At 47.2% G+C, this 16,085-nt stretch carries 12 protein-coding genes; 5 read left to right on the forward strand and 7 right to left on the reverse strand.

What is annotated here, in order from left to right:
- Positions 1 to 6: 6 nt before the first annotated feature.
- Positions 7 to 1,290 (forward strand): cytosine permease, encoded by a 1,284-nt coding sequence (locus ABUE30_RS13110; RefSeq protein ID WP_408624362.1) that lies wholly within the window; start codon positions 7 to 9, stop codon positions 1,288 to 1,290.
- A 44-nt stretch (positions 1,291 to 1,334) separates the two neighbouring features.
- Here ABUE30_RS13110 and ABUE30_RS13115 read toward each other — a convergent pair whose 3' ends face one another.
- From ABUE30_RS13115 to ABUE30_RS13130, 4 genes are all read right to left on the reverse strand, one after another.
- A complete protein-coding gene (locus ABUE30_RS13115) occupies positions 1,335 to 2,465 on the reverse strand; it encodes a glycerol dehydrogenase (protein ID WP_408624247.1) in 1,131 nt (376 codons plus the stop codon).
- Positions 2,466 to 2,779: 314 nt separating this feature from the next.
- Entirely contained in the window at positions 2,780 to 4,273 is a 1,494-nt protein-coding gene (nhaC, locus tag ABUE30_RS13120; protein ID WP_408624248.1) for a Na+/H+ antiporter NhaC, read from the reverse strand.
- 527 nt (positions 4,274 to 4,800) lie between these two features.
- Positions 4,801 to 6,642 carry a 7TM diverse intracellular signaling domain-containing protein gene (locus tag ABUE30_RS13125; protein WP_408624249.1) on the reverse strand — a complete coding sequence of 614 codons (1,842 nt, stop codon included), beginning with the start codon at positions 6,640 to 6,642 and terminating at the stop codon, positions 4,801 to 4,803.
- Positions 6,643 to 6,740: 98 nt separating this feature from the next.
- On the reverse strand, positions 6,741 to 7,772 hold the full coding sequence (locus ABUE30_RS13130; RefSeq protein WP_408624250.1) for an oxidoreductase: 1,032 nt from the start codon (positions 7,770 to 7,772) through the stop codon (positions 6,741 to 6,743).
- 292 nt (positions 7,773 to 8,064) lie between these two features.
- Between ABUE30_RS13130 and ABUE30_RS13135 the strand changes: the two genes are divergently transcribed.
- Positions 8,065 to 8,688, forward strand: a complete 624-nt coding sequence (locus tag ABUE30_RS13135) for a LysE family translocator (protein ID WP_408624251.1) — start codon at positions 8,065 to 8,067, stop codon at positions 8,686 to 8,688.
- Here ABUE30_RS13135 and ABUE30_RS13140 read toward each other — a convergent pair.
- On the reverse strand, positions 8,685 to 10,115 hold the full coding sequence (locus ABUE30_RS13140; RefSeq protein WP_408624252.1) for a cryptochrome/photolyase family protein: 1,431 nt from the start codon (positions 10,113 to 10,115) through the stop codon (positions 8,685 to 8,687). The two genes, ABUE30_RS13135 and ABUE30_RS13140, sit on opposite strands and share 4 nt — an antisense overlap.
- Positions 10,116 to 10,255: 140 nt before the next feature.
- On the opposite strand from ABUE30_RS13140, the gene ABUE30_RS13145 reads away from it, so the two are divergent.
- The 3 genes from ABUE30_RS13145 to arfB all read left to right on the forward strand — a co-directional run bounded on the left by ABUE30_RS13145 (position 10,256) and on the right by arfB (position 13,955).
- Positions 10,256 to 10,867 carry a trimeric intracellular cation channel family protein gene (locus ABUE30_RS13145; protein ID WP_408624253.1) on the forward strand — a complete coding sequence of 204 codons (612 nt, stop codon included), beginning with the start codon at positions 10,256 to 10,258 and terminating at the stop codon, positions 10,865 to 10,867.
- A 544-nt stretch (positions 10,868 to 11,411) separates the two neighbouring features.
- Positions 11,412 to 13,421, forward strand: a complete 2,010-nt coding sequence (locus ABUE30_RS13150; RefSeq protein WP_408624254.1) for a methyl-accepting chemotaxis protein — start codon at positions 11,412 to 11,414, stop codon at positions 13,419 to 13,421.
- Positions 13,422 to 13,544: 123 nt separating this feature from the next.
- Positions 13,545 to 13,955, forward strand: coding sequence for an alternative ribosome rescue aminoacyl-tRNA hydrolase ArfB (gene arfB, locus ABUE30_RS13155; RefSeq protein ID WP_408624255.1), 411 nt, complete (start codon positions 13,545 to 13,547; stop codon positions 13,953 to 13,955).
- 53 nt (positions 13,956 to 14,008) lie between these two features.
- On the opposite strand, the gene asd is transcribed toward arfB, so the two are convergent.
- Positions 14,009 to 15,118, reverse strand: coding sequence for an aspartate-semialdehyde dehydrogenase (gene asd, locus ABUE30_RS13160; RefSeq protein WP_408624256.1), 1,110 nt, complete (start codon positions 15,116 to 15,118; stop codon positions 14,009 to 14,011).
- A 221-nt stretch (positions 15,119 to 15,339) separates the two neighbouring features.
- The gene (gene phoU / locus ABUE30_RS13165) at positions 15,340 to 16,071 is read right to left on the reverse strand and encodes a phosphate signaling complex protein PhoU (RefSeq protein ID WP_408624257.1); all 732 of its coding nucleotides are present in this window, start codon (positions 16,069 to 16,071) and stop codon (positions 15,340 to 15,342) included.
- Positions 16,072 to 16,085 lie beyond the last annotated feature (14 nt).

Consider the following 16,085-nt stretch of genomic DNA (forward strand, 5'->3'; position numbering starts at 1 on the left):
GATTTAATACCGATGAGCGATGAACTCTACAGTGCCCGAGAAAAAGTCAGTGACGATAACAAGTTACTGCAACAGAGCGACTTTTTTGCGTTGTGGCTTTCTTTGGGGATTGGTCTTGCTGTATTACAAACCGGTGCCTTAGTTGCTCCAGGTTTGGGGCTGCGCGGCGCAGTCTGGGTGATTGTGATTGGTTCATCATTAGGGGCGCTATTACTGGCGGTGATCGGCTTATTTGGCCAGCAACAGGGGCTCTCGTCGATGGCGTTGATGCAGCGCTCATTGGGACACACGGGCAGTTATATCCCCGCATTGTTGAATCTTTTGCAATTGATAGGTTGGGGTGCATTTGAGATCGTATTGATGCGCAGTGCCAGTGTCGAGCTGTGCAAACAATGGTTTCCCACTCAAAGCTGGCTGAGTTCATCGTTATTGTGGACTGCGTTATTTGGCGCATTAGCCACATGGCAAGCGGTGCTTGGTCCACTGACGTGGGTGCGAGTCTTACTGCGCCGCTTTGGCCGTTGGATTGTGCTAAGTGGATGCACGGGACTGACTGCTTATTGGTTGGCGCATTACTCACTGACGCAGCTTTGGTTACAAGCGGGTGATGGCTCGATGCCGATTGGGCTTGGACTTGATATTGTGATCTCGATGGCTGTCAGCTGGTTGCCCTTGGTCGCCGACTACACTCGTTTTGGCCAGTCAGGAAAATCGGCGTTTAACGGTACGGCCCTCGGGTTTTGGGTAGGCACCATTTGGATTATGGTGCTGGGTGCCGCCTATGCGTTGGTGCTTGGCTCGGGGGATCAGTTAATGCGCTCGCTGGCGTTAGCGATGGCTGGTTTTCCGCTGCTGCTGATCCTGTGTGATGAAACCGAAAATGCCTTCGCTCCCATCCACTCTGCGGCGGTTTCAGCAAGCCTGTTTGCATCGCTGCGGACTTGGCATTTAGCGCTGGGTTTTGGCGTTGTTTCGACTCTTATCGCGTGGTTGATCCCAACCCAAGCCTACCTTGATTTCCTACTCTGGATTGGTTCGGTGTTTGTGCCACTGTTTGCGCTATTGTTGGTTGATTATGGGAGCCGCTCGCACTCGGTCAAGGCGAGTAAATTCCAAGTGCTCGCAGCGCTGTTTGCTTGGATTATCGGCGTGGTGATCTATCATCTGGTGAGCGATTTTTATAGTGATTGGGGGGCAACGTTACCGTCTTTACTGATCACTGCACTGATTTATGCGGGGCTGCGTTGGTTGCCGATATGCAAGTTTAAACAGCCAGAATCGGCGTCTTAGTAAAAAAGCCCACAATTGTGGGCTTTTTTACGCAAACCAGATGGTTAAATAGGTTGTGCGGCGTGCTGCGCCAGATAGCGTTTACCTATTGCATCGGCGGCTAGCATGGCGTAATAGACATCATCTTCGCTGACTCGCATCGGCATATTGCCCATGGTATCATTTTTATCGCAGGCTATTTTGGCGACTTGTCGCCACTGCGTTTCATCAAATTCTTTCATTCCCAGAGCTTGCATGGTCATCGGCAATTGAGCGTTGAACATGATGGATAACACCTGCTGCCACTCATTATCTGGCGCATTTTCCAACACGAGTTGTGTCATCAGACCAAAGCCAACCTTTTCACCATGTTGGCTGTGGTGTAGATCTGGGACCGCGGTTAAGCCATTGCTCACAGCATGGGAGGCGGCTAGACCACCTGATTCTGCGCCTACACCACTTAAATAGATGGTTGCCTCGATGGTTTGCTCGAGTGCGGGTGTAATCAGATGTTGATTAACCGCTTCGATCGCATTCGCAGCATTTTCGCATAAGATCTCATAACACATTTTGGCAAGCCCGAGCCCTGTTCGTGAAGGTCGTTTTAACACTAAGTTCACGCCATCCGATTGATAGCAGGCACGCGCTTCAAAGTAGGTTGCGAGCGCATCACCAATCCCGGCACTAAAGAAACGTTTGGGCGCGGCGGTAATAATTGCCAGATCGGCGATGACCAAATCGGGATTTTGAGGCAAAAATAGATAGCGATCAAATTCACCATTTTCTTTGTACAGAACGGCCAGTGCCGTACATGGCGCATCGGTTGCTGCCAGTGTTGGAATAATCACCACGGGCAGTTTCAGCTGATTGGCAGTGGCCTTGGCTGAGTCCAAGGTTTTACCCCCACCAATACCGACAATGACATTGCAGTGATTGGTTTTGCTTAAACCGCTGAGCCGGTCAATTTCTTGCTGGGTACATTCATAGTTGAATTTTACCGCGACCCCATTTAATTGGTGGCTTTTCAGCGCAGGTAAGACTTCATCGTGAATACGTTCTACGATAAATTCATCACAGATAAACAGTGCGTGATTTCCCAAATCGAGCATATGCTCGTGTAGTTTCATAAGTAGGTCACTGCCAATGACAAAGCGTTTAGGTGAGGTGACAGTGCGAACGGGGGCTAGATCGGTCATAGTGACTCCTTTGATGGATTGTCATTCACTCGATATTACGTGATACAGATATATCGATAAGACATTGTCTATTATACACTAATTGCCAATTAGAATATTGATTAACGTATCGAATCTCCATGGTCACCCTTTGTCGGTGTGATTTTTATGTATTGATGTAAATATTATGCTCATCCTGATGGTTGTTGCTCAATACCTTGATGATGCTTAGTCGATTCTATGTGGCATGAATGGTGTTGTAGTGATTTTTGGGCTCAAAAAATAAAAAACCCAGCCAAAGACTGGGTTTAAAGCATTAATGCCTAGCGTTGATATTAATCAATCCCATCAACCACAGCGATTAACTCATCATTATCACGCCAAGCCTTGCGCTCTTCGCGCGTTGCTTTGGGCGAGAAGATCCCCAAGTTGGCAAATAAAATCCCAGTTAGGGGAGATAACCAACAGGCAAATGAGAGCGGGATATATAATAAGTTCTCAAAGTGGCCTTGCGAAATCCCAAGCCCTAATGCCGAAATCACAAATGCACCACCGGCATTCCATGGCACCAATGGCGAGATCAATGTGCCGCCTTCTTCCAGTGCTCGTGATAAGTTCAGCGTCGAGTATTTAATGCCTCGGTATGCAGGCGCAAACATTCGACCCGGTAGGGCAATTGATAAGTAAGGGTCGCCTGCGACTAAGTTGGTCGCCATTGATGCCACGGCTGCAGCCGTTTGTAGTTGCGCAAATTTACTCACTTTATTAACAATCGCGGTGATAATTGCTTCCAAACAACGGGTTTTTTCTAAGGCGCCACCAAAGCTTAAGGCAATCAGAATCAGTGAAACGGTCCACATCATTGATTGAATGCCGCCGCGATTCAGCAAGCTGTTGACTGTATCAACACTGGTATGAATGTTATAACCACTGCTGGCGAAGCTAAACACATCATGCAAACTTGCCCCTTGGGCGATCATCGCCGTGGCACCACCTGCGAGTACCCCAGCAAAGAGTGATGGAATGGGAGGCATCCGTTTCACGGCTAAAAATATAACAATGGCAGCGGGGGCCAATAACCAAGGCGAGATCACAAAATGCTGCTGCAGAGATTGGGTGACTTGGCCGATTTGACCAAATGACACATGACCTGCTTTGATCATCATAAAGCCTGCGACCAAATAGATGACAAAGGCAATCAGCATGGCAGGCAGCGTTGTTGGAACCATATTTTTAATATGCGAGAACACATCTGTTCCGGTGACTGCCGGTGACAAATTGGTGGTATCAGAAAGCGGTGACATTTTGTCACCAAAAAAAGAACCGGATACCACTGCCCCGGCTGTCCAATACATGGGAATACCAAAGCCAGAGCCAATCCCCATCAGGGCTAAACCAACGGTGCCAACGGTGCCCCAAGAGGTTCCAAGCGCTAGCGAAACCACCGAGCAAAGCAGCATGGCAGCCGCTAAGAAGATATGGGGTGATAATAAGGTCAGACCATAATAGATCAATGTGGGAACTGTACCACTGGCAATCCAAGTACCGATGATCATCCCAACACAAATGAGTACGGCGATGGACGGCAGTGCTAATGAGACGACATGGAGCATGCCTTTCTCAATATCGGCCCATTTAAGGCCCAGTTTGAGTCCGACCAGAGAGGTGATTGCTAACCCTAGAGCGAGTGGGATATGTGGGGTAAAGTCGCCGAAATAGAAAATTTGTAATCCGAGTAACATCAAAGTGAGGATGATCGGCGTAATCGCGAGGGGAAGGCTAGGTAATTTACATTGAGTTTGATCTTGATCGGGCGATGATGTCGCCATGTTTTGCTCCTTTGTTTAGCAAAAACGTAGATCGATCTTCAGGAACAGATTTACTACGTTTTTTTATTTACTTTGCAGCGGTTGGCGCTGAGAGCTAGATGCGGCTTTCGGATAGAAGGTTTCTATCAATCTATATCATCCAATAGATCAGCCACAGTTAGCTATAAATACATTCAGTGGATGAATATAGTGTAACATATGGATTAAATGGTTTCACCACTAACCATTTAATTGATTATTTTTTTTAAAAATAACTATAAATAATATGTTGTTATAATATTTTTATTATCTGTATCTGATATATATCATTAGATATATAAACTTTAGTAATGATAATGAGTTGTCCCTTGAAAAGGTGTATCGAGTAAACAGAATAAGGCTGTTGAACCGAGCTTTGAGATGGCGCATGCGACGGGCATGTCATTTGCTCCGTCATGATACCTACCGATGCTGACTTGCTAGCCTCAAGATAAGCACTTAAGAATGAATGACATGCTATAGGATCCACTCATATTTGATGGCGCATATTAGGGCTCTGCACTGTTAAAAAAGAGGTTAGTAATTCGGTCATCGAGCGCGACATTACCCTTATGGCTGTTTTTGATTTGATACATCGCTTGGTCGGCATATTGGAGTAATTGATCGAGTGAAAAATGACCGATGGTACTTAAACATGCCCCTATACTTGCTCCTACTTGGATCTGCAAACTGCTATTAATTTGAATGGGAGCTGCTAATTGGTCTCGAAGGCGTGAGCTAAAACCAAGTAACTGCGGACGATTATCTATGTTGAAACAGATCACCGCAAATTCATCACCGCCCATGCGGGCCACAAGATCAGTGGGGCGACATTCAGATTGAAGGCGTTTGGCGATCACTTTGAGCAACACATCACCGACAGCGTGGCCATACTGGTCATTAATCTGTTTAAAACCATCTAAGTCGATCTGCAAAATCGCGAGCGGTTGATCAACTGAGGCAGTCGCTTTGAGCTGATCAAATTGTTTGCTTAGACCTAGCCTGTTCAACGTTTGAGTGAGAGGATCATGGATGGCCATAACCTCCAGTTTTGCATTGACTAATGCCAGCTCTTGAGTGCGTTCGCTGACGCGTTGCTCAAGTAGATGCTCTTGCATTTTTAAGGTGTTTAAAAGAGCAGTCTGTGAATATTCCTTTTGTTTTTTCAGCTCATTAAAATGCGTAGCTAAACCAAATGAAAGCAGCAGCATCTCGATGGTTGAGCCTATTTGCATACCATAGACTGTGATAAAGTTGGAAGGAATGAGCCCCGTGTTACGAATCGACACCATCGCTGAGCCGATCAACAAAAAGAGCCATGCGGCTAAGTAATAACGCGCCGCAGGAACCTTGTGGCGAATGCCGATATAACCACATAGGATTAAAAAAGCCGCCATGCTGGTTCCAAGCAATGACATGATTTGCACGCCTATTTGCACGGGTAATATGATGGTTGATAATGCCATTACGAGGCATAAATAAGTCACCCACTGATGGACTTTATTAAACCGCGGAACAATCTCTTGGAGATTTAAAAAGTGACGGGCAAAGAGCAACGCCCATACCACTGCGATGCTAAAACCAGTGGGAACGATATGATTAATGATCGGGCCGAGTAGTGGCCACAAATATAAACCGCCTACACCATTCGCGGCCATGGTGGCCACGGCAAAGCTACTAATAAACCCTGCATAGAGTAACAACGGTAATCGGCGCAGCACTATCCCTAAGAACAAATTATAAATAGTGAGTGCTAACGCCATGCCAATAAACAAGGTTTGGGCAAACAGCATTTGCTCACTACTCTGATGGAATAACTTAGGAACAAATAGCGTTGAATTTAATGCCATTGCACCATTGGCAATGATGCGCAGATAAACACTTTGAGTGTGCCCAGCTTTTAGTGACAGTAAAAATGTGGGGTGTATATCCTCAATTGAGCGCTCGGCTGGGGGAATGGTAAAACCGCTGTATTGATGCGACAGGACTTGGTTACCTTCGATAATATAACAATCAATGCGATCAAGGTAAGGATATCGAAACATCAAAATACGTCTAAGATCGCTTGCAGAATAGAGCGAAACTTTCAGCCACACCGCTTGCTGGGTGTAGCCTAAATTGATGCGATGGTCATCGGATGGATGAAAATTATCGGGTTGGCTCATCACCTGCTTAAGTGTCAAAGTCCGAGACGGATCGTTTAAAACTTCAAAATGCTCGTCCAAAATTTGATTTTGTGCTGGATCAATAACGAGCCGCTGGGCCTGCGCAATATGAGTAAAGCCAAATAATAGAATACCAATGAAGAGTTGCCACTCCCATCTACCGAACTGTCTGAGCTGGCCATTCATCTATACTTTCAACCTAGGCGAATCATTGCTGAACAGTATATCATCTATACGCAACAATTCGCCTATATGCGCAACAATTCGTCTAGCTTGATTGGTCGTTATTTAGGCACGCTTAGAGTCCGTTGTTCTTTTTCACTTTGCATGGCAAGTCCAATCAAGCGGATGGTCTCAAGCGCCTGTTCAGCCGTAACAAGTAAAGGCTGTTGCTGTTGGATTGCTGCAGCAAGTTGCTGATAAAAATGATAGTATCGACCCTTTTGATTCGTGATCAGCTGCTTTGTATCTTGCGTATAGAGATAACCCTGTTCGCTCCCGAGTTCACCCTCTGCAGCGAATTCAACGTGGCCATCGACGAGCTGCTCTTCTTGACCATCCATACCGTATTTTTGATAACTGCCGAGTTCACCTTCCAAATGGAAACGCAGTGCAGGCGCAGCACAAAAAGAGCTGGAATGAAGAATAGCCTGATGGCTTGGATAGTGCAGTATTAGATGATAATAGTCGACGACTTGCGAATTATGTCGTTGTGATAAGGCATGTGCGGTGAGCTTGTCCGGCAAGCCAAATAGTTCCAGAGCCTGATCGATCAGATGTGCACCCAAATCATACAAAATGCCTGAGCCAGGCTCTCCGGCATTTTCACGCCAGCGTTGCCGAACAGTTGGGCGAAAGCGGTCATAATGCGACTCAAACAGTTTCAGCTCACCTAGTTTCTTCTCTGCAATTAGCTGTTTGATCGTGAAAAAATCACCATCTAAACGGCGATTGTGATTGACTGTCAAAACAACGCCGGCTGCTTTGGCTTGGGCAATGAGCGATTCTCCCTCGGCCATATTGAGCACGAATGGTTTTTCTAAAAGCACATGTTTGCCGTGGGCAATTGCAAGTTTTGCCAGTGGATAGTGGGCTTTGTTGGGCGCGGTGATAACGATTAAATCAGCGTCACTTTTTTCGATCAACTCACTCGCATCCATGTAGTGCTCAACATCGGGGTAGTCGGCTTGTAATGCTTCACGTTGACTGGTGCTAATAGCCGTCAACTGGTAGGACGTCAGTGCATTGATAAAAGGTAAATGGAACGTTTTTGCAGCCTTACCATAGCCAATGATCGCGACTCGAATAGCTTGCATAGCCACTCCTTTTTAGGGTCCATCGATGTAAGTCATGTCAATCACCATCGCTGCTTGCTGGGTGATTTTCACAGCTTGCTCCCTTATTATTAGGGGATCCTATCATTGCTAGAGTTAGCCATTAGTGTCAATGTAATTATCGTGCTAACTGTTTGTTTTGTGATTTGAGCGAGAATGGTAAGCTAGTGCTGCCGTGGCCTATGTTAACCCCTTTGATATGGCTAGGAAGCGAATTGATTGACTCGAGACATTGGATAGCAAGGCATCATCATAAGGGAAAAGGAGAAACAACATGGCGTGGGGGAGTTGGCTACCATTAGCAATGGTCTGTTTACTGGGGGCAATGTCGCCGGGCCCCAGCTTAGCAATGGTGATTCGCCATACTGTTGGTGGTGGGCGGCGCAATGGCTTAGTGGCTGCGTGGTGCCATACCTCGGGGATTGCGGTGTATGCAGCACTGACGGTTTTTGGTTTAGCGACCTTATTGGTGCAAGCGCGATCGCTGTTTGCGCTGATTGCTATGATCGGCGGAGGTTATCTTATCTGGCTTGGCTGGGGAAGTTTTCGCTGTGACCAATCTGCAACGACTTTGCCCATAACAAGCACTCAATCGAGCCTTTTAGCCGCGGCCCGTGATGGCTTGTCTATCTCCTTATTGAATCCCAAAATATTGCTATTTTTTATTGCCTTATTTAGCCCATTTGTCGTTCAATCAGCCCATCGAGGGTGGTTAATTGCCACACCTTGGGTGATTGATGGCTGTTGGTATTCGCTGGTGGTGTTACTGCTCTCCCAAGCGCGGATTTTAGATTGGTTACGCGCTCATCAGCGTTATCTTGATCGCTTTACTGGATTGATTCTATTAGGTATTGGCGGATATATTTTGCTAACAACCATCAGCGCTGCTTTGTCTTAATGTTCATGTGTGGTTTGCCTTGTTTGCGCAGCAAATTGCTCAATGGCACGTTTGCGTGAGCTTTTTAAATCGACAATCGGCGTTGGATAACCCAGCCGCACACAGTCGTGTTCACTTGGCTGATGAATCGCTTTGCCCGCTAAGCTTGCCAGCTCTTCGACCCAGCGGCGAATATATGCACCCTCTGGATCAAATTTTTGGCTTTGACTCACTGGGTTAAAGACGCGAAAGTACGGCGCAGCGTCAGTGCCTGTGGAGGCGCTCCATTGCCAGCCACCATTATTAGCTGCAAGATGGCCGTCGATCAGCTGCTCCATGAAATAACGCTCACCTAAGCGCCAATCGAGCCACAAGTTTTTACATAGAAATGATGCGCATATCATCCGTACTCGATTATGCATCCAACCTATCGCATTGAGCTGGCGCATTCCCGCATCGACAATTGGAATGCCCGTTTTACCTTGTTGCCAAGCAGTCAAATAGTCAGCATGGTTGTCCCACTGGATAGCGCGGGTGGTTGGTTTGAAGGCCACACCGTAACTAATGCTGTCAAACTGTGCTAATAGATGAATATAGAACTCTCGCCAAATGAGTTCGTTGAGCCAACAGCCTGGGCCTGTTTTGGGGTCAAAGCATTGGTCGGCGTATTCGCGTTGCAATAGACTAACCGCTTGGGCAGGCGAGAATATGCCATGGGCTAATGCGGGTGATAAGCGACTGGTGGCCGGAAGATTAGGATAGTCGCGATGTTGCTGGTAAGTGCTTACTATGTTTTTAATGAAGTGGCCCAGATGCGCTAACACGGTGGCTTCGCTTACCGGCCAGTCACTCGGGCCCTCTGCCAATTGGTGTAGCTGCGCATCATTCAATCCTTGATTGATATCAGCAATAGGCGTAGCGAGCGCAACCGCCGCGCTAGGGTGCGCACCTTCACGGCTGAGGCGTTGTCGCCATGCGTTAGCAAACGGGGTGAAGACTTTATAAGGTTGTTGTTTGGCGGCGCTTACAATCGAACCTGGCTTGAAAAACACTTGTGTGGTCAGCCATTCGCTGTGGATATTGTGCTCTCGTAGTTGGCATTCTACTTTGGCATCACGCTGACGCTCCCATACCCCATATTCTTCGCCTACAATGACCTGTTTAATTGAGAGCGACAGACATAATTGGCTAAGCACACTGCTGGTTTGCGCATAGTCATCAGCGTTGATCACAACTAGCGGGATATTTAATTCGCGCAACTCTTGGCGAAGTGCGATTAAGCGCTGATATACATATTGGTTACGCCGTGGGCTATGATGTTGGCATTGCCACTGCGAGGGCGTGATTAAATAGCAAGCATAGATTGGTTCATTGTATCCAATTGCTTTGTCAAACAATGGGTTATCAAATGTTCTGAGTTCATGTCGCAACCACACTAATGTTGCCATTGTGACTCCTATTTTCGATGCCAGTCTTGATCATAGGGAGGTTGCTCACTTTTCACAACCCAAGTTTGTTTTTCGCTGGCAGTTCGTTGATAAATTAGGTCTAATATGCGCCTTTTGACGACGATTTGGCCGATACCACGATGCTAATTACCTATTTAGATTATTTTGGCACTGCAATCTTTGCAGCCTCTGGTGTGCTGGTGGCCGGACAGCGGCGGATGGACCCTTTTGGCGCATTGGTGCTGGCGACTTGTACAGCGATTGGCGGGGGCACCATCCGCGATATGGCTCTCGGTGATACCCCGGTATTTTGGGTGCATCAAGTGGCATACTTATGGATTATTTTACTGGCCTCATTTGCCACCATTGTGGCGCTATGGCGATTTAATCAGACTCGCTGGTGGCTATTGCCCGTTGCTGATGCGATTGGGATGGCGACATTTATGGCAATCGGTGCCATTAAAGCACAGCACTTAGACGTTCCTCTGTCAGTGTGCATTTTAATGGGGATCTTAACCGCTTGTGGCGGCGGGATGCTGCGTGATGTGTTAGCTAATCGGGTGCCATTGGTACTGCGCCAAGAGATCTACGCTACTGCTTGTTTGGCCGGCGGGTTAGTGTGGGTCTTGGCGGTAAACGTTGCCGCGCCAGTATGGGTCAGCACGCTCGCCTGTGTGTTAACAGCACTACTGATTCGCTTGGTGGCGATCCGCCATCATCTGTCTTTGCCAAAGCTAATGTATCGCCGCTAAAAGCATTCGAGCTTCATTGCATTTGTCAGTCGCCGCGGTGGTGGTACTACTACTTTCTGCGCTGATGTGAGGCTTCATCCATCTATCCGCGTGAATCTTCGCGGTTGGCGCTTGTCTCGGTTGGTAAAAATTTTCCTCACTGTAATCTTCCATTATCTATGATGACCTAAGGCGATCTATTTTGTTCGGTTTCATCAATGTGCTGTGCGGCTCAATGATGTTCCAATGGTATTTGGTGGGTCGCTTTCAATGGTGATTGTGCAGAACCGAGGTCATTGGCACAGCCTTAATCAGACTGATTTGTTTTGAAACAAATTGTTATTTGTTAATTTCTATTAACATCGCCGCGGTAGTAACAAAGCTATCGATGAGAGTGTGTGAATTTGCTGATGGTTTTGGCAACAGACAGGGCCGATTAGTGAATTTTGCCAAAAATATCGTCCCTGTTTGTCAGTTGAGCGCCACCTGACCTATTGAAGGCACCTCCATCTATGATTATTAACGGTGACCATGATCGCCGTCTATAAAATAAAGGGAGAAGAGAATGATATCTTGGCTTTATCGGCAGCCGATCACTCGGCAAATATTATATGTTGCGACCGCTCTAACGGTCGTCGCTTTTGCGGCGATTTCCTTCGCGGTGTACTGGCAATCGGCAGATATTTTGCGAGAAAATCAGTTTAATGCGCAGCTTGAGCAAGTTCGAGCATTGGCAAAAACTTTATCAGGGCGCTATCAGGCAACGCTCCAACAGGCCGATGTAGAATTGAAAAGTTTCGTCTATAACCAGCTCAATGGCATTCATCGAGTTGATGGCGAATTGATGATGAATGATAAGCCGTTACGTGGGCAAGAACAGGTGGCTGAGACGTTTAAGCAGCGCTACGGCAGTGATGTTACTGTCTTTAGCTATAATGGGCAGCAATTTACGCGGGTTTTAACCTCGTTGAAGCGTCAAGATGGACAACAAGCTAACGGCACTGTGTTACAAGACCAAGCTGCGGTGAATAAGTTGCAAAATGATCAACCCTTTAGCCGCGTGGTTAGCTTATTTGGCCGACGTTATTTGGGCTATTATGTCCCGCTAAATGATGCCGAAGGCTCGCTAATTGGCTCGGTGTTTGTTGGCTTGCCGTTGCAACATGTGATTGATGATGTCATCAGTTCATTGAAACAGGTGCGCTGGGGGAAAACTGGCTATAGCATTATTGTCGATGCTTCCGCTGAGCACAAAGGCCTGTATCTGTATAATCAACATACCAATCTGATTGGAACATCTATTCTTAAACTCAAAATGGCTAATGGCGAGGCAAATCCATTTGGCCAATTGTTTACTGATAAGTCAGGGTTGATTACCTTTCCATGGGGTGATCAGCAAAACCAGATACATCAAAAATTCTTAGCTTATGCGCATGTACCCGGTTGGAATTGGGTGTTACTCGGCGGTACTTTTGTGTCTGAACTAACGCAGGCAACCCAGCAATTATTGATCCATACGCTGATACTCGCTTTGGGGGCTGGTGTATTGATTATCGCAGGGTTATGGCTCTTATTAGGGCGTCTACTCAAACCTTTGACCAAACTGAATCAACAGGTGAAAGCGTTTGGTCAAGGCCATATTAGCCAGCCGATTGATAATATCCAAGAAAATTCTAATAACGAAATCCATCAGTTGGCATCGAATGTTGCTAATATGCGTCATAGCTTGCAATCGTTAGTGGCCCAATTAAAACATTCAAGTGGGCGGTTAAGACATATATCCAAATCTGTCGGCGAACAGGCCTCCGCCAGTCGCGCTCAGTTGCAAGATGTCGATCAACAGAGCAATCAACTGGCGACGGCCATTGAGGAGATGGCTGCATCGGCCGGATCGGTTGCCGAGCAATCAGAGGCGATTTCAGGTGAAGTGAATGCAGCTCAGCACGATAGTTCGAAAAGCCGCGAGCAGGTGGAACAGATGGTGCAGTCCGTGTTGCAATTAGAGCAAAATTTACAGCGCTCATCGCAAGCGATTCATCAAGTGGCGGAGCAGAGTCGCAGCATTGAACGAGTGACCGCAATGATTGATGGCATTGCCGAGAAAACCAATCTGTTGGCCTTAAATGCGGCGATCGAAGCGGCGCGCGCTGGTGAACAGGGCCGTGGTTTTGCTGTGGTCGCCGATGAAGTACGAAATTTGGCGCAGAGTACTCAGCTGTCGGTCAAAGAGGTGGTTGGTATTATTAGCTCTTTGCAACAAAGCACCCAAGAAGCGGTACAGATTATGGATGGCTGTCGTGAGATGGGGCTCAGCGTGGGACAAAGTGCTGAACAAACGGGTGTGGCGCTTAAAGACATAGACCAACAAGTTAAAACTATTGCGCAGATGTCCGATAGTATTGCTGCCACCGCTGAGCAGCAGGCGCAAGTGTCCCATGAACTGGCGGCTGGCGTGACCCAAGTCCGTGATGATTGTGCTGATAGTTTAGCTTTAGCCAAACAATCGGTCGAATATGCGCAAGATTTAGCTTCTGAGTCAGGCGAACTTAATCAACAGGTTGAGTTTTTTCACTAACCTTACTTTGCGCTAGTGTGATGGTAATAGGGATACCTTTATTGTCATCACGAGTCATGACTATACACGTAGGGCCAGCTCCCATTACAATGGGAGTCCTATCTATTCAAGCAGGAGGCACTTTTGTTAGATGTCCAAGTCGGTGTATCGATCTCTGAGCAGGCGATTTCCGTTCAGCAAATTCGGGCCAGTGGTCCTGGCGGGCAAAACGTCAATAAGGTGGCCAGTGCTGTAGAACTACGGTTGGATATTGCTGCGAGTGGCTTAACCGATGCGCAGCAGCATCGCTTACGGCAGTATCGCGATCAGCGGATCACCCGTCAAGGTGAGGTGATTATCAAAGCGCAGCAATACCGGACATTCCAGCTTAATTTAGAAGATGCCCGATTGCGCCTTGTGGAACTGGTTGCACAAGCCTTGTATCAACCTAAACGGCGTAAAAAGACCCGACCGACTCGGGCATCGGTTGGACGCCGATTAGATAAAAAAAACCAACAAGGGAATAAAAAGGCGCTGCGCGCTAAACCGTTCTAAGTCAGTTTAGCGACTATCGCAGAGCTTGCTTGCGCTGCGATAGATTATATTGGTTAAGCTGCTTGCAGCAGAATACGCAGCATCCGGCGTAGCGGTTCGGCCGCGCCCCATAGTAGTTGGTCGCCCACGGTAAATGCGGCGATATATTCAGGGCCCATACTTAGTTTACGAATACGCCCAACGGGCACGCTCAATGTTCCTGTGACAGTCGCTGGACTGAGCTCATTGATGCTGCTCTGTTTGTCGTTGGGGATCACTTTCACCCAATCATTATGCGCTGCGAGTATGGCTTCAATTTCGCTGACAGGGAGATCTTTTTTCAACTTGATGGTTAAGGCCTGTGCGTGACAGCGCATTGCGCCGATACGAACACATAATCCATCAATGGGAACCGGAGTGCTGCTGATCCCCATGATTTTGTTGGCTTCAGCTTGCGCTTTCCACTCTTCTTTACTCTGTCCAGATGGTAGCTCGGCATCAATCCAAGGGATCAGACTGCCCGCCAGCGGCACGCCGAATTGGTCGGTCGGGAAGTTCGCATTGCGCATTTTTTCAGCTACTTTGCGGTCAATATCAAGGATTGCTGAAGCCGGATTGGCCAGTTCATCGCTCACTTCATCATGCAGCTCGCCCATTTGGCTAAGTAGTTCGCGCATATTGCGCGCGCCAGCACCAGACGCCGCTTGATAGGTCATCGGAGTAACCCATTCAATCAGATCTTGTGCAAACAGGCCGCCGATCGCCATCAACATCAATGAAACAGTGCAGTTACCACCAATAAAGGTTTTGTAACCATCACGCAGCGCTGCATCAATCACATTGCGGTTAATTGGATCGAGCACAATTATAGCATCATCGCTCATACGCAAAGTCGATGCGGCATCGATCCAATACCCTTGCCAACCAGCTTGACGTAGTTTGGGGTGCACCGCTTTGGTGTAATCACCCCCTTGGCAGGTGATAATCGCATCCATTTGCTTGAGTTCATCAATAGCCGTGGCGTCTTTAAGAGGTTGATGAGCACCAATTGCTGGGCCATCTTGTCCTACCTGAGAGGTGGTAAAAAACACGGGAGTAATCTGCTGGAAATCGTCTTCAGCTTGCATCCGTTCCATCAACACAGAACCTACCATTCCACGCCAGCCCACAAAGCCTACATTCATGACTACCTGTCCTCGCTGTATTTGTTGTCATTGGGTTTTAAATGAATAATGAACTTAAATAGAAAGACTTGATTTATTACTCATCGAATAATTTACATTAACATTGCTGATAAGGGATATCTAGTGAGTCGGTTGAAACAGAAGGGTATGTGCAATGGTGCAGATAAGAGAGTTGTTTTGACTGCAAACTGTCCCGAATATGGGACAGTTTGCTAAATGCGCTATGGTTTTTTTGGAGGGGTTACATCAGATAATAGCTTTTCCAGTGATTCGCCATTCACATGACGGAAGTCTTTCCCTTTGACTAAATAGAAGACAAATTCACAGATATTCTGGCAACGATCCCCGATTCGCTCAATGGCTCGGGCACAGAACATCGCGGTCATCACACTAGGAATAGTGCGCGGATCTTCCATCATGTAGGTAATCAGTTGACGGACTACACCTTCATATTCACGGTCGACTTTTTTATCTTCCCGATAGACTCGGATCCCTTGCTCGATATCTAGCCGCGCTAAGACATCGAGAACATCGTGCAACATCCGTGTGGTATGTTGCCCGAGTGATTCCAAACTCACAATCAAGGTCTGATGTTGGCTACCAAATTTTTCCAGTGCGGTGCGACAAATTTTTTCCGCTTCATCGCCAATGCGCTCTAATTCAGAGACGGTGCGAATAATGGACATAATCAATCGCAAGTCGCTTGCTGTTGGCTGACGTTTGGCGATGATTTGGGTACATGCTTCATCGATCGCGACTTCCATTGCATTGACTTGACGGTCATTGGTAATCACTTGCTGAGCAAGCACAGAATCGCCTTTGGTCATCGCTTTGATCGCATCAACTAATTGTTGCTCAACCAAACCGCCCATGGTCAACACTTGATTGCGAATAGATTCCAGCTCCGCATTATACTGGGCCGAAATGTGCTTATTGATGTTGAGATTATCCATCGCTTACGCTCCTG

The organism is Celerinatantimonas yamalensis, assembly GCF_046054155.1.
GTDB classification, from domain to species: Bacteria; Pseudomonadota; Gammaproteobacteria; order Enterobacterales; family Celerinatantimonadaceae; genus Celerinatantimonas; species Celerinatantimonas yamalensis.